This window comes from Methylomonas fluvii (assembly GCF_014850975.1).
In the GTDB taxonomy this organism is placed as follows: domain Bacteria; phylum Pseudomonadota; class Gammaproteobacteria; order Methylococcales; family Methylomonadaceae; genus Methylomonas; species Methylomonas fluvii.
Map to the genome: position 1 here is coordinate 269619 of NZ_JACXST010000003.1, position 18721 is coordinate 288339.

An 18721-nucleotide genomic window follows, 5' to 3' on the forward strand; every position below is an offset into this window, starting at 1 on the left:
ACAATCATTACATGCCATGCTTTATGGTTAGCCCGATCCTCAAGTATTGCTGTTCCGGCGAACCCGGACTGATTCCCTTCGCGGTCCATAAAGCCCTTAAGCGGTGGGAATGTCCCTCGCTGTCAATATGAAGGCCGGTTGATAGTTAAACCGCATGCCGGAGTAGGAATCCAGATGTCCGGGATTGCTGATTAATAACAATTAAATGACTTAAAGCGCTGCTTAGAAGCCCCTATGAAAAAATATGTTGTCGGATTTTTAGTATTAACTGGTCACGCCTGCGTCTTGCAGGCCGCATCTCCAGACGTACTTGAGCTGAATGTGGAAGATTTGCTGAATGTTGAAGTGACTTCAGTCTCCAAGAAAGCCCAAGCTCTGAACGATTCCGCGGCCGCGATATTTGTAATCACCAACGATGACATCAAGCGAACGGGCGCGACTAGTATTCCCGAGGCACTGCGTATGGCCCCGGGCCTTGACGTGGCGCGTATCGATTCGAACAAGTGGGCGGTCAGTGCCCGCGGCTTTAACGCCCGCTTCGCCAACAAGTTATTGGTGTTGATTGATGGCCGCAATACTTATAGCCGCATGTTTTCCGGTACCTACTGGGAAAACCAGGATGTGATGATGGAGGATGTCGAACGGATTGAGGTGATCAGGGGGCCTGGCGCAACGCTGTGGGGCGCAAACGCGGTAAACGGCGTGATCAACATCATCACCAAACACAGTTCGAAAACGCAGGGCGGTTTGATCGCTGCGGGCGGTGGTACTGAGGAACAGGGATTTGGTGCGCTTCGCTACGGTGGCAAGTTGGGCGAGGATACGACGGGCCGGGTATATGCCAAGGGGTTCAAACGTGATCAAAATACCAATGCGCAAGGCCATGGTGCCGGCGACGATTGGGACAAAGTACAGGGCGGGTTTCGCATAGATTCTCAGCTGTCGTCAGCGGACGAACTTAAGTTTCAGGGCGATCTTTATCACAGTCATCTCAACCAGGTTCTGTCCCAGCCCAGTGCGGTGTCGCCGTATCATTTAACTGCCCGCGATAAAGCCGAAGCATACGGCGGCAATATCATGGGGCGTTGGCAGCACACGTTTTCCACCCAGTCCGATATGTCTCTACAATTGTTTTACGACTATTATCGGCGCAATGAGAACTGGATGTCCGAGGGGCGGGATACTTTTGACTTGGATTTTCAGCATCGCTTGGGCTTGTTTGATAGCCATGAGCTGATTTGGGGGCTGGGTTACCAACTGACCTCGGATCGCCTTGAAAGCAGCACTATCTTCAGCATGTCGCCCGCTCACCGGAAAAATCAATTATTCAGCGCCTTCGTCCAGGACGAAATGGAATTGATAGACCACACGCTGTGGTTGACCTTGGGCAACAAATTTGAACATAACGATTTCACCGGATTTGAAGGCCAGCCCACTGCCAGATTAATGTGGGCGCCGGCTCTGAATCATCGGCTTTGGGCCGGGGTATCCAGAGCAGTGCGCACGCCTTCCCGCGGTGAAGCCAATATGCGCTTAACCACGGCGGTCGTGCCGCCGTCGTCGCCATTTTTTATACCGGTGGAATTGGCGCTGCAAGGTAACACAAGCTTGCGCAGTGAGGATGTGATTGCCTACGAAGTGGGTTACCGCACCACTATGATCAAATCGCTATCGGTGGATGTGACGGCGTTTTACAACGATTACGCGCACATGCGCGACGCTTCTCAAGGTGCCGCTTATTTTGATCCTATTCGTGGTGTTTTGGTCCAGCCTTTACCCTTTGGCAATAATTTAAAGGCCAAGACCTATGGCTTCGAAGTGTCGACTGTCTGGCAAATGCTGGATTGGTGGCGTTGGGATGCCAATTACAGCCTGCTTAAAACCGAAGTGCCGCAGACCGCTATGGCGGTAGTCGGCGTCAGCCCACAACAACGAATGAATTTACGTAGTGCGGTCAATATTCGGCCTGATTTGGACTTTGATGTGTGGTTTCGCTATGTAGGTAACAATGTTGCGGCAACGGCTTCCGGCAATAGTTACATACCCGATTATGTGACGATGGACGCGCGCTTGGCCTGGCGTCCGGAGCCGGATCTGGAAATATCGTTGGTAGGCCAAAACTTATTAACTAATAGTCACTTGGAATATCAACAAGAAAACCTGGTGCTGCCGACATTTATTGATCGGGGTATGTACGGAAAAATCAGTTGGAATTTCTAATGCCGCTGGCAGATAGACTGTTTTGCGTTTTTTCTATTTAATTAGATTATTGCTGCGGCTAATATGCAAAACGCAATAAGAACTTGTCTGCTGGTAGTGATATTAATAAGTTCAAGCGCGTCTTCTGCAGCGCCGTTGGCGCTTGAACAATATACGGTATTGGTCGCATTGACGCTTAATTTTGCGCACTTTACGCAATGGCCGGAGCAGGCGTTTGCCAATTCCGGAAATAACTTGCAGGTTTGTTTGGTGGGGGATAATGCATTATTGCAATCTTTTGATTCAATTAGCGGTAAAGCAGTTGGGAATAGAGTAATTAAAATAATTAATACGGATAAATTACGTAACTTAAATCAATGTCATATTCTGTTTCTGAGTGAGTTGTCCAATAGTGTGTTGTCGCAAGTCTTTCTGGATACCAAGCAGTATCCGGTGTTGACGATAGGTGAAGAAGCCGATTTTATCGGATCGGGAGGCATGGTGGCTATGGTGAATACGGATGGAAAAATACAGTTACATATCAATCTTGCCATGGTTAAAAGTTCGGGGCTAACGATTAGTTCCAGCCTTCTGCGCTTAGCGAAAATTGTCGGCGATAATTAGGAGAGATAATCGCATGTTTAAATGGTTTAATAATGCGCCTATCAAGATCAAGCTAGTATTTATTATGACTTTGATCGCTGTGGTGACACTGTTTTCGGCGAGCACTGCGATTGTTGTGAATGAATATTATGCCAAAAAGAAAGATACCGAGCAGCAGCTGGTATTAATTGCCAATATTATTGCGTCGAATATTTCAGCAGCACTAGTTTTTGAAGATACTGTCTCGGCTAATACTATGCTGAATAGTATGAAAACCCGGGATAGCATATTAAATGCCGAATTATATGATAAGCAAGGCAAGTTATTTGCCGATTATCACTCGCAAAAATTGGGTGTTAGTCATTGGGATGCGGAAAAAGCTTCCGCGCTGTTAAACGATGCGCAATTGCCTCCCAGTTCTGAAGGCCTATATGGTTTTATAAGCGAAGTTTTTGCTGATTGGTATGAGCGCTTGTTTCCTTATACTAATAATGTTGTCGGTAAGGCTGGGGAAAAAAACGTATTCAAATACGATGAGGACAATAATCTGCATTTTGTCCGGTCGATAGAGCTGGATGGTGACGTCGTAGGTGTATTGCATTTGGTGGATGACCAAAGCGGTTTCTACGCCATATTAAAAGCTTTTTATTCGACTATGGGTTTGATCGTGGTGTTTACCATGATCTTAATCGGTATGTTGACCACCAAATTGCAGCAAATATTTTTGGCGCCCCTACTCAAACTGATGGACGCGATGCAATCAGTGGGGCATGAGAAGAGTTTTTCGCATCGGATTAACAAGACCAGCAGCGACGAATTTGGCGATTTAGCCGATGTGTACAATGCCATGCTTGCCGAAATCCAGTTCCGGGATGATCAACTGGCGATGCACCGCAATTCTTTGGAGCAGCAGGTTGTCGAACGTACCCAGCAATTGGAAGAAAAAAATCAAGAACTGAGTATCAGCATCGCTGAAGCGCTTTCCGCAAAAGAACAAGCCGAACAAGCCAGTAAAGCCAAGTCGCAATTTTTGGCGACTATGAGCCATGAGATCAGAACGCCGATGAACGGCGTGTTGGGCATGACCGAGTTGTTGATGTCATCCGGTTTGGACGACCGGCAAAGCCGATTTGCAGACACTGCCTACCGTTCCGCCAATTCGCTACTCAGCATCATCAATAATATTCTCGATTTTTCCAAAATCGAAGCCGGCAAATTGCAGTTGATCGTTCAGGAGTTCGATCTGCGCCGCTTATTGGAAGACACCGTGGAAATGATGGCGGAGCAAGCCCACCGTAAAGGCCTGGAATTGATATTGAATCTGCCGCACCAAATGCACTTTATTGTGCAAGGCGATGCGGAAAGATTACGGCAAGTGCTGGTAAACCTGCTGAGCAATGCCATCAAGTTTACCGAAGAAGGCGATGTGCAGCTAAAGGTGAGTTTTCCGGAAAATGCGGCCCGCGATAAAGTCAGATTATTATTCGAAGTGATCGATACCGGCATAGGGGTTGCCGCAGAGCGGCAGGCGGAAATTTTCGACAGTTTCACGCAGTCCGACGGCAGCATAACCCGGCGTTACGGCGGGACCGGTTTAGGTTTGACCATTTCCAAGCAATTAGTCGAATTAATGGGCGGTAGTCTGGGGCTGGAAAGCAATATCGGTCGGGGTTCCCGGTTTTACTTTGACTTAGAATTGGGGTTGGGCATCCAGGCCGACATCGAACGCGCCGATACCAGTGCGTTGGAAGGTCTGCACATCCTGGTAGTGGATGACAATGCGATAAACCGCGACATACTCCACGATCAAGTTTCGCTATGGGGCGCGCATGTGACGACCGTCGATAGCGGTCCCAGGGCGCTGAAGCTACTGGTCGAGGCCGCTACACTAAATAATCCGTTTCAAGTTGCTCTGCTGGATTGGCATTTGCCGGTGATGGATGGCTTGATGCTGGCCAAGGCCATTCAATGCGACCAGCGGATTCCCAAACTGCCGCTGATCATGCTCAGCTCCGAAAATGTCAGCATTAAAACCGGCCTGACTCACGAATACGGCATCAGCTTTTACTTGAACAAGCCGGTTTTCCAACAACGTCTGCTGAATTGCTTGCTGGAAATCGCCACTTTCGCACCTCTGGAGCAAACGGCGCCTTCCGCTGTTTCACCGGAGCAAATTAAGTTATCCGGGCGCATTTTGGTGGCTGAGGATAACTTGGTCAATCAGGAAGTGGTCAAAAGCTTCTTAGAAAGCATGGGGTGCATCGCGGAGGTGGTAGCAGACGGTCAGGAAGCGTTCCAAGCTGCCTGCCGGCGCCGTTATGACTTGATTTTGATGGATTGCCATATGCCGGTTATGGACGGCTTTTCGGCAACCATCAAAATTCGCGAGCATGAACAAGCCACGGCCTCGAGCCGAATTCCCATTATTGCTTTAACCGCCGATGTGCAAAAAGGCATACACGATCAGTGTGAAATGGTGGGTATGGATGGCTATTTAAGTAAACCGTTCAGCAAGGAACAACTGCGCCATCTGTTGATAAATTGGCTGCCCATTGCTGCGGATAATGCACTGGAGCGGGCTCCGCTGGAATATCAAGACGCAGCGATGGCAGGGGACTTTACTCTTGGACCTATTTGCCAGGCCGATCTGGCACAGCTTCGGGATATTTACGATGCGAATGGGGTAAGTTTATTAAACAAGGCCATCGCACTCTATCTGCAAACCGCGCCGGAAACCGCCGAAAAACTTAGACAAGCCGCTGCCGATGGGCAGGCGGATTTGCTAGCTGATATGGCTCACGCCCTAAAATCGTCCAGCGCCAATCTGGGTGCCAGGGACTTGTCTAAAACCTGCCGATTGCTGGAAACTGCCGGCCGCCAAGCGGATCTTGCTGCAATTCCGGAACTGCTGGCGGAATTCGAGGCGCAATTGCTGGCGGCTTTAGTAGAGTTGCGCGCTATTGCCCATGCCTGCGCAGCGCAGCCCGATGTGCCGCAAGCCGGCATGGATAAGCCGGTAGCCGACTTGTCCCTGGAAGCCAAGCGAATTTTACTGATAGACGACGATCCAAACTTCAGGTTAATTACCGGCGAGCAGTTAAAAGCCTCGGGCTTCGACATCGTGGAGGCGGAGAGTGGTGAAGCAGCGCTGCTATTGCTGGAGACAGCCATTCCGGATTTGGTGATAGTCGATGCGATTATGCCGGGTATCGACGGTTTTGAAACTTGCCGGCGCATGTCTGCCAACCCCGCCATGACCGACATTCCCATCATTATGTCTACCGGCTTGGAAGACATCGAATCAATAAATCGGGCATTCAAGGTCGGCGCTACCGACTTCATCATCAAACCGCTGAATCATGTGGTGCTGATTCATCACATCCGTTTTTTGCTGCGCTCCAGCCATGACACGGCGGAATTACGCAATAGTAAGCAGCAACTGTCCGCCGCACAACGTATTGCCGGTTTGGGCTACTGGACTTGGGACCCGCGGCAGGACAAATTCGAAATATCGCCGTTTTTAGCGGAAATGTGTCAGATGCCGGCCGACTATTTTCGGGGTGAGCTCAGCAACTATTTGAATTTAATCGAGGCTGCGGACCGCAAAATTGTGCAGACCTTGATAGAAGCCGCTGCCCAAGGCGAACAAGTCGAGTATGTCGAGTACCGCTTGCGGCCGGATCTGGAAACGCCCATTAGTGTCCGTCAGGATACGGCCTTGATCAGCAGCGGGCAGCTGAGCTTTGTCACCGGGACGGTGCAGGATATTTCCAAGCAAAAGCAATCGGAACAGATTATCCACCAGTTGGCGTATTTCGATGAGTTGACTGGCCTGGCTAGCCGCGTTCATTATCACAAACGTATTCAACAGACCATCAAAGCTTCGGCGCGCGGTAAGCTGGAGTTTGCGTTTTTATTTCTGGATCTGGACGAGTTTAAATATGTCAACGACAGCTTCGGACATAACGTCGGCGATCAATTTCTGAAAGCGATTGCTCAGCGTATCCAAAGTGTGGTGCGTGAAGAAGACTTTGCCGCCAGACTGGGCGGAGATGAATTTTGTATCATCGCCAGCAGCATTACCGACGAATTTCAAGCCATGGAAATCGCCGAACGCTGTTTGCAGGAAATCAACCGGCCTTTAATTCTGGACACCCACCATTTAAAGCCCCGCGTCAGTATTGGTATTGCTATTTATCCAAAAGATGGCGAGAACGAGCATGACCTGATGAAAGCCGCCGACACAGCCATGTACGCAGCAAAAAGCGCCGGCAAACAGCGCTACGCTTACTATCGGCCAGAGATGACGGGCCTGGCGATTAAGCGGATGCAAGACGAGCAAGCTTTGCGGGACGCGCTGGAGCATCAGCAATTGCAATTATATTACCAACCCCAGGTAAGTATGTTGGCTGGACGTATGATAGGTCTCGAAGCCTTGGTGCGCTGGCGACATCCGCTGCGCGGTTTACTGGGGCCCGGCGAATTTATTCCTTTGGCCGAAGCCTTGGGATTGAACGGTAAAATTAGTGACTGGGCTATTCAACAGGCTTGCGAGCAATTAATCGCCTGGCAAAATCAAGGGCTGCCGTTAAGCACCACGGCTGTTAATGTCTCGGCAAGCCATTTCCGCGATCCGCAATTCCCGTTCACGTTGCGGGAAATCCTCAAACAGACCCAATTGCCGGCTCACTATTTGCAAATCGAAGTCACGGAAAGTGCCATGCAAACTGCGGCAGACTTAGAGATATTTAAAAAGCTGAAGGGCATAGGAGTGAAAATAGCGATAGACGATTTTGGCACCGGCTTTTCGTCGCTGGCGTCGCTGAAGCAATTGCCGGTGGATTGTCTGAAAATCGACCGAACCTTTGTTCAGGATGTGTTGTTCAATCCGCAAACCCCGATTTTGCTCGGGACGATTATCGGCATGGCCAACGCGATGAATTTCTCGCTGGTGGCGGAAGGCGTCGAGACGATAGAGCAAGCCATGGTGATGAGCGGTTTGGGCTGCCAAGTGGTGCAAGGCTATTTGTTTAGCCAACCTTTGACTGCCGCCGAAGTGCCGGCCATGTTTGACAAAGATTTCCGGCTGGAATTTATTCACGCCAAACCAGCCAATAACGATATTCATCGAAACGATTATGACTGATCTTGAATTGCCGGAACGCTTCGCAGATATTAAACGGCTACCTTCTTTACCGCACGATGTTCATCAAGTGGTCAAAGCTTTGTCCGACGATAATCTGGACTATTCCCGGTTAGCCAAGATTCTGGCTGGGCATGCGACGATCTCGTCGCGATTGATTGCCTTGGCCAATTCGGCATGGTTTAACAACTCCAGCGAACCGGTAACTTCATTGGAAAGAACCTGTTTGAAACTGGGCTTGAATATTGTCCGAGGCGTCGGTATCGGTCTGGCGGTGATGAAGCCGTTTAATGTCAGGGATTGCCGAAGCTTCGATATCAAACGCTATTGGATCAGTACCATGCTGGTGGCGCACGCTGCCCGTGCGCTGGCCGACGAGCTTGCGGCGGAGCGGGGCAATGAGCACTTGGCGCAAACTGTACATACCGCCGGCATACTGCACAATATCGGCTTGCTGTGCATGGCCGACATCATGCCCGAAGAAACCCATCAAGCCTTGCGTTTTAAACAAGCCAATCCCGAATTGGATTTGAATCAAGCCTTACGTAAATTGCTGCATACAGATTATTGCGAAGTAGGGGCGCATCTGACCGTTTCCTGGGGAATACCCGAAGCGTTGGTGGCGATTATTCGCTACCATCGTAATCCGGCTTATCAAGGCAGTTATTGGCGGCAGGCAGCTTTGGTCGGCGCTGCGACGCATATGGTGGGTAGTCTGTTCGACGATAAAGAGACGTGGCCAGTCTCGGCCTTTGAGAAACTGCCCATCAGCCCGGCCTGTCAGGCTGAGATATTTGCCGACCTGCAAGCCCAATATTTAAAAACGCAGGAATTAGCAAAAGTGCTGTTCCCTTAAAAACTGTCTCAGAAACAAGCCCCGAAACAACTACTTTAGTCTTTTTATCTGCCTGATTCGGCCGTAGATCTTTTGCAAAAAGCGGTTTGCAGCAGGGATCACGACCCTAAAAATTGCCTTGGCGGCGTATTTTAATGCCGTCATGCAAGCAGTTGTCACAGCGGCTGCAACCCGTTTCAGGTTGACTTCTCGATCCGCGACCATGCCATGCCGGTACAACCAGTGTACTAGGCCGCTCAAAAACAGGAATGTCGGCGTCAATCCCACCAAAAACCACAGCAAGCGGCCGCTTGCGCCCAAGGCTTCGCCGGTATGGAGTGGCCAAAGCCAGGTAGTAAATGTTTGCCCGGCCGAGAATTGGCTGGGGTTTTGCACGTCGCGAATTTGTCCGCTCCAGCGATCCACCCAAACGGTAGTGAACGGGTGGTGTTGATTGATCTCGTTAAGTTGGCGCAAATTGATCCGATACGTCCCGAGCTCGCCAACCGGTGTGGTAATGCGCCGGACTTCCGAACTGGGAAACGGTCCGCGGGCCACCAGGATTGCTTCCGACAGGCTGGTCGGCCTATCATTGGGTATGGCGCTGCTGCGCACATTGGGCCCGGCGTCACCATGTCCCATGCCGGACGCGGCGGTCAGGTTCTCCAGCAGGCTAGGGTAGGCCAAATGAAAACCAGTGAAGGCCAGTAAGATTAAAAAGCCGGAACTGGCGAAGCCCAGTAGTCGGTGCAAATCAAACAATAACCGCATCAAGCCGGCATCGTGGCGTACCGAAAAGGCGCGCCACAACTTGGGCCAGCCCGGCCACCACAGGTACAAACCGCTGAGTACCGACAACATTAATAATCCACCCAGAACCGCCAACGCATTTCGGCCAAAGCCGTCCAATTGCAGTTGGGTATGTAGATCCAGCAGCCAGGTAGTCAGGGTTTGCCCCCATAATCGGCTGTCGACAACCTGGCCGGTGTAAGGATTGACCGCGACCATCAAGGGTGCATAAAAAGCGTCTACGCTTTCCTTGGGCTTTTCAAACCAGGCGGTGATCATGCCGTCCGGCGTACGCGGCATTTCCAGGGTCCAGGCGCCGTGTCGATCCGGGTGGGCTGCGCGTACCGCAGCGACGATTTTGTCCGGCGATAAAGCCGTAGATTGTGGGGTATCGACGCGCAATTGCGGATTGAACAAGCTATCCAATTCTCCCCGGTAAATACTCAAACTACCGGTCAAGCCGATCAGCGCGAAGATGAGCCCCAAACCCAATGCTAGATAAACATGGCACAAGCGCCACCATTTGCGGGCATTCAGGATAAAGCGTGGGCGGACAATCAGCGGGTAATGGGTTTCTTGCATGGGGTAAACAGTTGGAGATTTAGCGACAGCCCGCCTGTTGGGCAGACGTAGGCGTTATCAATTTAAAAAACAACATTTGCCAGGCACGGCAACCGGCTATTTTGCAGGATTAATGTCACAACAACCAGCCCATGACAGCCGTTGCGCCGCGGACAAGTTTAAAAAATCGACTAGACTGCATTAATTACGTTAGGCGGCGGAGTTTGTGTGGTAGAAAAGATGGGTTGTTTAGTAAAGGATAAACAGGGGGTGTGGATGCAATGAACTCGACTAGTTTAATGTTTCTGGTTGGTATTGTCGCCGTACAACAATTCAGCCGCCTACCAGATATGTTTGAGTTTGTCGGTTTGGCTGTTAGCTTTTTGCTGTTGATCTACCGGCACCATTGGCGATTTTTTGCGCTGCTGGCTGGGGTGTTGTGGGCGAGTCTATTTGGTAGCTGGCGGCTGTCCCAGCAATTGCCTGATACCTATCAAAATCGGGAAGTTAAGATTCAAGGCTATATCGCCAGTCTGCCGCAGCAACAAGAGCAGCGCACCAATTTTGATTTTATTGTCACGGCGCCATCCGGTAACTTTCCGGATAAAATTCGCCTGAGCTGGTATTACCCAAAGCTCAACTTAGCTGCGGGGCAGGGCTGGGAGTTCCAGGTTAAGTTGCGCAGGCCGCACGGCCGCCTCAACCCCGGCGGCTTTGATTTCGAAGCGTGGTTATTTGCCAACCATATCGGTGCGACGGGTTATGTGCGCGACAAACCGCCGCCGCAAATCGTGAGGTTATCGCCGAGTGTCGGTCAATATTTTGCTCGGTGTCGGCAAGCGATTGCGGACCGACTGGACGCTGCTTTGTCCGGCAGCGGACAGTTCGGCGTCATAAAAGCACTGACCATAGGCAGCCAAAACGCAATCACTCAAGAGCAATGGCGAGTGTTCAGAATCACCGGTGTGGTGCATTTAATCGTGATTTCCGGTTCGCATATCAGTTTGATCGCCGGCCTGATTTACCTTTGGACCAGGCGGCTTTGGGCTTGGACCGGGATACTAAGCATTTCGCCGCAACGGGCCGCCGCATTGTGCGCTTGGCTGGCCGCGGTGTTTTACGCCGGTTTGGCGGGTTATTCGGTGCCCACTCTACGCGCGGTGATTATGCTCAGTGTGGCTTTGGCAGCAATCGCTTGGCAGCGTAACACCGCGCCGATGCGAATTTTATTGCTGGCGTTGCTGGCTGTATTGCTATTCGATCCGTTGGCGGTGCTATCGGTCGGCTTTTGGCTGTCATTCGTGGCGGTGGCATTATTGATTTACGTGTCGGCGGGCCGATTGGGCAGACCTTCGTATTGGCGCGAAGCCAGCAGCGCGCAATTGGCTACGGCCGTGGGTTTGTCGCCCTTATTGATCGTGTTTTTTCAGCAGGTATCGTTAATATCACCTGTCGCCAATTGGCTGGCGGTGCCGGTTATCGGTATTTTGATTGTCCCGCCGGCTTTGCTGGCGGTGGTGTTACTGTTTATCTGGCCGGCACTCGGGGCGCTGTTGTTGCAACTTCTGGACTATGTGTTGCAAGGGTTGTGGTGGGTACTTTCGCAAATGGCCGAACTACCATTAGCCAGCATCTATTGCCTCCCGCCGCCTGGGTATGCGATTGGTTTGGCGGTCATCGGGGTGCTTCTGCTGTTAGCGCCAAGGGGCTTGCCGTGCCGGTATTTAAGTCCGTTACTGTTTTTACCGTTAATACTGGTTGATGTTGAAAAACCGAAACCCGGCGAAGCTTGGCTGACTGTGCTGGATGTGGGCCAAGGATTAGCAGCCGTGGTGCAAACTGCGGAACATACTCTGGTGTTTGATACCGGCGCACGTTATTCGGAATACTCCGATATGGGCGATTCAGTGGTTCTGCCGTTTTTACGCGAGCAGGGTATCTCTAAGATCGATAGCTTGGTGATTAGTCACGGCGACAACGATCACAGTGGCGGCGCGGAGTCGATACTTGCCGAATTGCCGGTAGACAAGGCCGTTAGCAGCGTTCCTGAATGGGCTGCACGCAAACACGGCGAGTATTGCCGGGCCGGACAAACCTGGCGTTGGGATGAAGTAACGTTTAAGCTGCTGTCCCCGCCGGAAAGTGGATTCATCGGTGATAACGATAACTCCTGCGTGTTACAAGTAAGCACCGCACAGCAGGGTTTTTTACTGACCGGTGACATCGAACAAACCGCCGAAAACTGGTTGGTGCGCCAGTACGCTGACAGTCTAGCCAGCGAGGTGTTGTTGGCACCGCACCATGGCAGCAAAACCTCGTCAAGCCTGGCTTTGCTTGAAAAAGTAAATCCCACGCTTATTTTGATTCCCGCCGGTTATCAAAACCGCTTTGGTTTTCCGCATCGGCAGGTTATCGAACGCTATAGCCAACTTGGTATCGCTTGGTTGAATACTGCCGAACAGGGCGCTATTTCTGTGCGTAGTGGACCCGAAAGGATTCAGCCGATAGGCGAACGAGCCAAACGGCAACGATATTGGCGGGCGCCCGTGCCGAATCGGCAGAGTATTGATGTCAGATAAATTTTGCCGTGTCGGCGTTTCTGCCTATACTCTCAGGACCAAAATATGGAGCATTGCAGTGGAGAATGAAAACCGTACCAGAATACGTTTTAACCCGGAAGGACTCGTAGCGCACATCATTATCGAACCGCCCCCGCCCGGCGGCGAGATCATCATTGACGGCCAAGTCGTCGATATGAGTTACAGCGGCATAAAAATTCGCTTGAAAGAACCCCTGGGTCAAGCAGTGGACGAGGCTGAATTGCGGATTTCCATCATACTGCCGGAGTCGCGGGTGGCGATGTCGATACACGGTAACATTAAGCATATCCGCGAAGACCGCGAATGCGGTTTGCAATATAACCCGAGCAAGCACAGCGAGGACGAATTCGACGATCTGATGTTCGAATGCGTTAAGTTGGTGCCGCAGCGTAAAGATTAATCAAGACTCTTATGAGCAGGTTCATGCTGTGTTTGCAGTCATGCTGGCGCCACCTCAACGGCGATGCCGCTTATGAGCGCTATCTGCTGCATTGGCAAGAGCATCACGCAGAACAGCTTCCGCCGTTAAGTCGAAAAGCGTTTTTTGCGGCTGAAACGCAGCGTAAATGGAATGGTATCAAGCGCTGTTGCTGAATTTAATTATTGCTTGAGTTGCTTGCGCTAAAAAGTATTCCGACCGCAGTTCACTATTCCATTCCAATAGTCCAGTCTCAGAAAACCGGTGCAATTCGGTGAACTTATGTTTGACCCAAGTTTGACACTGCGAGCCGCAAGGCAATAAAAAAGGCTTAGGTTTTTCAACCTAAGCCTTTGTAGTCAATTCCGATGAGGCTATTATTCGGCTTGATCTTTATTTTTGCCCCGTCTTGACGGTGAGCCGACCCGTTTTTTACTTTTGTCCTTTTTCACCAAAGCCGGGTCGAATTTGGAAATATCCAAGGTTTTACCAACTACCCGGACTTTTTTCAGGGCCTGGAATAAGTCTTTGGGCATGCCGGCGGGCAGCTCTACGGTGCTGTAGTGCTCCTCGATTTTGATGCGGGCAATGTGATCGCCGTCTATACCGGTTTCGTTGGCGATGGCGCCGACGATGTTGCCGGGTTTCACGCCGTCGCTATGGCCCACTTCGATGCGGAAGGTTTCCATTTCTACCGCGCCGACGCGGCCCTTTTCCCGTCTCGGGCCACGGTCACCACGATCGGAACGGCTTTTTTCATCGGCGTCTTTACGCGGTTTTTTGCTGGGTTCTTTCATCAGCAAAGGCGTATCACCTTGCAATAACTTGGCTAACGCCGCCGCAACGTCGAGCGCCGGGACGTTATGCTCAACCTGATATTGGTTGATTAATTGGTTATAAAAGCTGAGTTCCTCGCCGGCCAGCGTATCGGTAATCCGTTGTTTGAAACGGTTGATGCGGGCGTTGTTGATAAAGTCGGTGGAAGGCAATTGCATTTCTTCGACTTTTTGTTTGGTGGCTTGCTCGATATTGGCCAGCAGGCGTTTTTCGCGCGGCGAGACGAACAAAATGGCGTCCCCGGTGCGGCCGGCACGACCGGTACGGCCGATACGATGGATATAAGATTCGGTGTCGTAAGGGATGTCGTAATTGACGACATGGGTGATACGATCAACGTCCAGGCCTCGGGCGGCAACGTCGGTGGCGATCAGAATATCCAGTTTGCCGCTTTTCAAGTTATCGATAGCCCGCTCGCGCAAGGCTTGCGACATGTCGCCGTTGATCGCTGAGGCGGAAAAGCCACGCGCTTCCAATTTTTCCGCGACTTCGATGGTAGCGGTTTTGGTTCTGACGAAGATAATCATGCCGTCGAAGTTTTCCGCTTCCAGAATCCGGGTCAGCGCGTCCATTTTGTGCACGCCGCTGACAAACCAGTAGCGTTGGCGAATATTGGCGGCGGTCGCGGTTTTGACCTTGATGGTGACTTGTTCGGGGTTGTTCAGGTATTTCTGCGCAATTTTGCGGATTTCGGTCGGCATCGTGGCCGAGAACAGTGCGGTTTGGCGCGTCGATGGGGTTTGTTCCAGAATCCACTCGACATCGTCGATAAAACCCATCCGCAACATTTCATCTGCTTCGTCCAATACCAAAGTAGACAGTTGGTCCAGCTTCAGTGTGCCGCGGCGCATGTGGTCCATAACCCGTCCCGGTGTACCCACCACGACATGCGCACCGCGATTCAATTGGCGTAGCTGGCTAGTGTAATCCTGGCCGCCGTAGATAGGTAAGACGTGGAAGCCTTTGATGTGCGCGGCATAACTTTGAAAAGCCTCGGCAACCTGTATCGCTAACTCGCGGGTAGGGGCTAGCACCAAAGCTTGCGGGTCTTTTTGATTGAGATTGATACGCGACAAAATCGGCAAAGCGAATGCAGCGGTTTTACCGGTACCGGTCTGGGCTTGGCCCAACACGTCGCGACCAGCCATCACGAACGGAATAATCTGAGCTTGAATCGGAGAAGGCGTTTCGTAACCGACACTTTCCAGCGCTTTTAAAATGCTGTCTGAAAGCGATAAATCTTTAAAGGAAGGCGTGGCGGAGGAAGGGGCGTCGGACATTAATAATACCTGTAGAAAAAAAGAGAGTCGCCGGCCATGGGCTAGCTATGCCCGGCATTGTATCGCAACTTGGCCTGATATTGCTTAACTTATTGATAATTACCGTAAAATCCTGGCTTGTTTAGTTTGCTTTTTTGGATGAGTAATTTAAGCAAATAAAGATGAAAAATTGCGCGCCGAAAATCAGATTAGCCATCAAAAGATGTACCGGCTGAGCAACAGCCGGAAAGCCCAATCGGTCCAGGCTGACGCCGGCCAAAATGGCTGTAACGATCAATCCCACTAAAACGTAAGCCGTGCGCAACAGCAAGCTCTGTTTGTCGGCCTGTTGATAAATTTTCCAAGCCAGCCAGAGGTTGGTGAACAAAATGATCGATGAAAAAGACCGGTGAATATAAAAAATGATCGGAAAACTATCTCGCCAATATTGCCTGTCGATATAGCTGTGCTGATGAGCGATGTAATCTACTGCTTCCCTGACTTGGGTGCCCATTGCCACTTGTAGCAAGGTCATACCCATCGCCATTTTTAAAACCAAAGCAAAACGCGGTGTCAGCCAATGGCTGTCGATGGCTTCCAGGATGGGTTTTTGCGATCTGGCAATGGCGTAGATTAGCAGCGCTACGATAAATAAGGCCAACAACATGTGCAGCGTTATCATTAATGGCTTTAAGTTACTCGCTACCACGGCCGAACCCAGCCAGCCCTGAAAACCGACCAGCAAAAACACCGATAACGCTAGATAAAAGATGGCTTTGTCGGCTTTCAGGTAAACCCGCGACGTCCAGGCGGTGAGAAAAATCAGAAAACCGATCGTCACGCCAACCAGACGATTGGTATATTCGGTCCAGGTTTTTACCGGATTGAAGGTGGTGCTTTCATAGCCGCGCGCCGCATATATTTCGTGATAATTGGCAGGCAGTTGCGATTCGTGAGTGGGTGGCACCCATTGCCCGAAGCAGGTCGGCCAATCCGGGCAGCCCATGCCGGCTCCTGAGGCGCGGACGATGCCGCCAACCAGAATTACGAAATACACAGCAAAGATGGTCAGTGTGCCTAAGCGGCGAAAGCGGGCGGCGTCTTGAGCGTCTATCATGTCTTGTTAAATCTCAAAGGAACATTGAATGCGCGAGTTCGATCTCTTCCGAGACCCCTTCAATTTCCAAAATTTCGGTATCAGGCTGAATGCCCAGTTTCACAAAGGCAGGTACAGTGTTCCAGTCGACGCGGCAAGCTGGATGGTCGGTGCCGGCGATGCTTTGCAGGAAAGCGACTTGCACTAAATCGACGTAATCGGCCTTGGCGCCCGAGTCGCGCTGAAAATCCACATATTCGGAAGGCACCAGTTTCAGTTCTTCCGGGAAATTCCAGGTATTCATGATCAGTTTGCCGACGTGCGGATGAGCTTTTTCCAATAGCTTATCCAGCCGCGATGGGCTGTCTTTGAATTCAGGGATTTTTTCGACCAGCGTCAGTATCGGCAATTTACCGATTTGATGGATTAGTCCGGCCAGCATCGCTTCGTCGGCGTTTAAATGTGGCACGAATGCAGCCAAAGCGCGGCTGATCGCCGAGACATTGACGCCTTGCTCCCAGGTGCTGCGAAAATAGCCTTCCAGTAGCGCCGTGGTAGGCGTGAACATTTGCTGCATGATCAAACTGGTGATCAGGGTGCGAATGGTGTTATTGCCGAGCCGGGTAACAGCCATTTGAATATTTTTGATTTCCATCGTACCGCGATACAAGGGGCTGTTGGCAACTTGTATCAAACGGGCAGAAATCGCGGCATCGGTGGCGATGATCTCGGCCAAGCTTTGCGCGGTGGCATCGCCCTTACTAACAGCATCACGGACTTTTATGGCCACATCCGGCAAGGTTGGCAGGATTAATCGGTTGGCGTCCAGTTCCGCTTGCACATGGACTAAAAAGTCTTGAACAGATTTGAATTGCATGGATTGAATTTCCGCTATTGATCCGAAATTATCGTGATAGGCGTCCGATAGTCGTCATCAAGTATAAGGTTTTTTGGCAGTCCATCAACTATTTGCAGGACCACTAGTGCCCGGTTTATTCCAGACCAGACCGCGTTAGCCAATACGCACCCCATGCTTTGCTGAGAAATACCATCCAACACCTTACAGCCATTAACCAAGCCGCTGGCTGATGGCTGACACTCCGCAATAAACAGCGCGCGTTTAACTTTGCCCAGATAATGACTGCGAGCCACAATTTCCTGGCCTGTGTAACAGCCTTTACTGAAACTGATGCCGCCCAGTTGGTCAATACCCAGCATCTGCGGAATGTGCTGTTCTGATTGGTTAATATCAAACCAGGGCAGGGCGGTAGAGATGTCTTGATAACGCCACTCGTCCAGGCAGCCGGATTCGAAATCGTATTGGCTACGCAGTAATCCGATAAATTCATCGATTTGATCTGGCGCACCCAATACCAGATGACGCGGCGCGTCCGGTAATTTAATGGTAGTTAACGGCATTTGCCCTACAGCGAAACGGTCGATCGGAGCGTCAAACTCAGGCGTAAGTCCTGTTATGCCCAGGATATGCATGCTTCCAGTTTGATCCTGCAATTTTGCATCCGCACGCAATACGTACATCCGCAATTTTTTTAACACGGTGTCGAGCAAATCCGCAGGTAGTATCAGGTAAAAAGACGCTGGCGATTTAACCACCAACAGTGTACTGATAACTCGGCCTTTGGCGTTACAGAATCCGGTTATACTGGCTTGCGATGCCGATAAATCGTTAATATTGCATGTTAGTTGGCCTTGTAAGAGTTTTGCGGCATCCTGACCGGTAACTTCTATGAGGCTCAAGCCGGTGGATGCGAATACTCGTCTCGATAAAGCAAGCCCATTGGGTTCGCTAAAAGCGTTTGTGGGGTTTGTCCGGTCTTCAAGCATGGTGGCTAGGTTTTTAGAGATACATGAACATAATTTAGCAGGGTAGTTTACCTTAGCTCGAAAAAGGTGCGGCGATTGTGTCGAAAAATCTTGAACAGAGCATAAATTTTACAGTGGGGCGCTCACGGGCGCTGAGATTCATCGTTAGCGCCATTCACGCTGCGGCGCTGGCGGCATGTTGGCTGAACGCGCTACCGTCGCCATACAAATGTTTGCTGACGATGCTCGTAATACTAAGTTGGCGAAACAATATGGTATCCGGCGGAATTAGCGTCGCTTATCTGCGCTATACTCCTGAGCATGGATGGTCGCTGCTTGGAACTGGCGACCACTACGGGTCTATCGAGATTCAAGCGTCAACGGTGGTAACCGGATTACTGATTGCGCTGCATTGGGTGCATGATAAAGGGAGGTGTGAATCGATGATAATTCTAAAAGATGCAATGAGTAACGACGATTACCGCAAGCTCTCGGTTTGTTTAATTATTTCACGTCATGGTCATGGTTGATGAATGTCGGTGTAAAGCAAACAATTG

13 protein-coding genes are annotated in these 18721 nt (G+C 50.8%); 8 read left to right on the forward strand and 5 right to left on the reverse strand.

What is annotated here, in order from left to right; translation table 11 throughout:
- Positions 1 to 234 precede the first annotated feature (234 nt).
- The 4 genes from EBB_RS18805 to EBB_RS18820 all read left to right on the forward strand — a co-directional run bounded on the left by EBB_RS18805 (position 235) and on the right by EBB_RS18820 (position 8801).
- Entirely contained in the window at positions 235 to 2220 is a 1986-nt protein-coding gene (locus EBB_RS18805) for a TOL_0244 family TonB-dependent receptor (protein WP_192395292.1), read from the forward strand.
- A 63-nt stretch (positions 2221 to 2283) separates the two neighbouring features.
- Positions 2284 to 2823 carry a YfiR family protein gene (locus EBB_RS18810; protein WP_192395293.1) on the forward strand — a complete coding sequence of 180 codons (540 nt, stop codon included), beginning with the start codon at positions 2284 to 2286 and terminating at the stop codon, positions 2821 to 2823.
- Positions 2824 to 2836: 13 nt separating this feature from the next.
- On the forward strand, positions 2837 to 7948 hold the full coding sequence (locus EBB_RS18815) for an EAL domain-containing protein (RefSeq protein ID WP_192395294.1): 5112 nt from the start codon (positions 2837 to 2839) through the stop codon (positions 7946 to 7948).
- Entirely contained in the window at positions 7941 to 8801 is an 861-nt protein-coding gene (locus EBB_RS18820) for an HDOD domain-containing protein (RefSeq protein ID WP_192395295.1), read from the forward strand. The genes EBB_RS18815 and EBB_RS18820 overlap by 8 nt, the downstream gene beginning before the upstream one ends.
- 30 nt (positions 8802 to 8831) lie before the next feature.
- Here the strand turns inward: EBB_RS18820 and EBB_RS18825 are convergent, their stop codons facing one another.
- Complete coding sequence (locus tag EBB_RS18825; RefSeq protein WP_192395296.1) at positions 8832 to 10151, reverse strand: PepSY-associated TM helix domain-containing protein; 1320 nt, start codon at positions 10149 to 10151, stop codon at positions 8832 to 8834.
- A 260-nt stretch (positions 10152 to 10411) separates the two neighbouring features.
- On the opposite strand from EBB_RS18825, the gene EBB_RS18830 reads away from it, so the two are divergent.
- The 3 genes from EBB_RS18830 to EBB_RS18840 are packed head-to-tail and all read left to right on the forward strand — an operon-like array spanning position 10412 to position 13324.
- On the forward strand, positions 10412 to 12709 hold the full coding sequence (locus EBB_RS18830) for a DNA internalization-related competence protein ComEC/Rec2 (protein WP_192395297.1): 2298 nt from the start codon (positions 10412 to 10414) through the stop codon (positions 12707 to 12709).
- A complete protein-coding gene (locus EBB_RS18835; RefSeq protein WP_225587598.1) occupies positions 12699 to 13130 on the forward strand; it encodes a PilZ domain-containing protein in 432 nt (143 codons plus the stop codon). Before EBB_RS18830 ends, EBB_RS18835 begins: the two co-directional genes overlap by 11 nt.
- 11 nt (positions 13131 to 13141) lie before the next feature.
- Positions 13142 to 13324, forward strand: coding sequence for a YbdD/YjiX family protein (locus tag EBB_RS18840; RefSeq protein ID WP_192395298.1), 183 nt, complete (start codon positions 13142 to 13144; stop codon positions 13322 to 13324).
- Between the two features lie 201 nt (positions 13325 to 13525).
- Here the strand turns inward: EBB_RS18840 and EBB_RS18845 are convergent, their stop codons facing one another.
- The 4 genes from EBB_RS18845 to ygfZ form a co-directional block, all read right to left on the reverse strand.
- Positions 13526 to 15265 carry a DEAD/DEAH box helicase gene (locus EBB_RS18845; RefSeq protein WP_192395299.1) on the reverse strand — a complete coding sequence of 580 codons (1740 nt, stop codon included), beginning with the start codon at positions 15263 to 15265 and terminating at the stop codon, positions 13526 to 13528.
- Between the two features lie 121 nt (positions 15266 to 15386).
- Positions 15387 to 16361 (reverse strand): COX15/CtaA family protein, encoded by a 975-nt coding sequence (locus EBB_RS18850; RefSeq protein ID WP_192395300.1) that lies wholly within the window; start codon positions 16359 to 16361, stop codon positions 15387 to 15389.
- 13 nt (positions 16362 to 16374) lie between these two features.
- Positions 16375 to 17217, reverse strand: a complete 843-nt coding sequence (locus tag EBB_RS18855) for an HDOD domain-containing protein (RefSeq protein ID WP_192395301.1) — start codon at positions 17215 to 17217, stop codon at positions 16375 to 16377.
- A gap of 14 nt (positions 17218 to 17231) precedes the next feature.
- A complete protein-coding gene (ygfZ, locus tag EBB_RS18860) occupies positions 17232 to 18098 on the reverse strand; it encodes a CAF17-like 4Fe-4S cluster assembly/insertion protein YgfZ (protein ID WP_192395302.1) in 867 nt (288 codons plus the stop codon).
- A 164-nt stretch (positions 18099 to 18262) separates the two neighbouring features.
- Between ygfZ and EBB_RS18865 the strand changes: the two genes are divergently transcribed.
- Positions 18263 to 18694 carry a protein YgfX gene (locus EBB_RS18865; RefSeq protein WP_192395303.1) on the forward strand — a complete coding sequence of 144 codons (432 nt, stop codon included), beginning with the start codon at positions 18263 to 18265 and terminating at the stop codon, positions 18692 to 18694.
- Positions 18695 to 18721: the final 27 nt, after the last annotated feature.

Bases quoted from the DNA above. Each gene is read 5' to 3' on its own strand.
- EBB_RS18805 (WP_192395292.1), top strand. From the start codon at position 235: ATGAAAAAATATGTTGTCGGATTTTTAGTATTAACTGGTCACGCCTGC.
- EBB_RS18810 (WP_192395293.1), top strand. From the start codon at position 2,284: ATGCAAAACGCAATAAGAACTTGTCTGCTGGTAGTGATATTAATAAGT.
- EBB_RS18815 (WP_192395294.1), top strand. From the start codon at position 2,837: ATGTTTAAATGGTTTAATAATGCGCCTATCAAGATCAAGCTAGTATTT.
- EBB_RS18820 (WP_192395295.1), top strand. From the start codon at position 7,941: ATGACTGATCTTGAATTGCCGGAACGCTTCGCAGATATTAAACGGCTA.
- EBB_RS18825 (WP_192395296.1), bottom strand. From the start codon at position 10,151: ATGCAAGAAACCCATTACCCGCTGATTGTCCGCCCACGCTTTATCCTG.
- EBB_RS18830 (WP_192395297.1), top strand. From the start codon at position 10,412: ATGAACTCGACTAGTTTAATGTTTCTGGTTGGTATTGTCGCCGTACAA.
- EBB_RS18835 (WP_225587598.1), top strand. From the start codon at position 12,699: ATGTCAGATAAATTTTGCCGTGTCGGCGTTTCTGCCTATACTCTCAGG.
- EBB_RS18840 (WP_192395298.1), top strand. From the start codon at position 13,142: ATGAGCAGGTTCATGCTGTGTTTGCAGTCATGCTGGCGCCACCTCAAC.
- EBB_RS18845 (WP_192395299.1), bottom strand. From the start codon at position 15,265: ATGTCCGACGCCCCTTCCTCCGCCACGCCTTCCTTTAAAGATTTATCG.
- EBB_RS18850 (WP_192395300.1), bottom strand. From the start codon at position 16,361: ATGATAGACGCTCAAGACGCCGCCCGCTTTCGCCGCTTAGGCACACTG.
- EBB_RS18855 (WP_192395301.1), bottom strand. From the start codon at position 17,217: ATGCAATTCAAATCTGTTCAAGACTTTTTAGTCCATGTGCAAGCGGAA.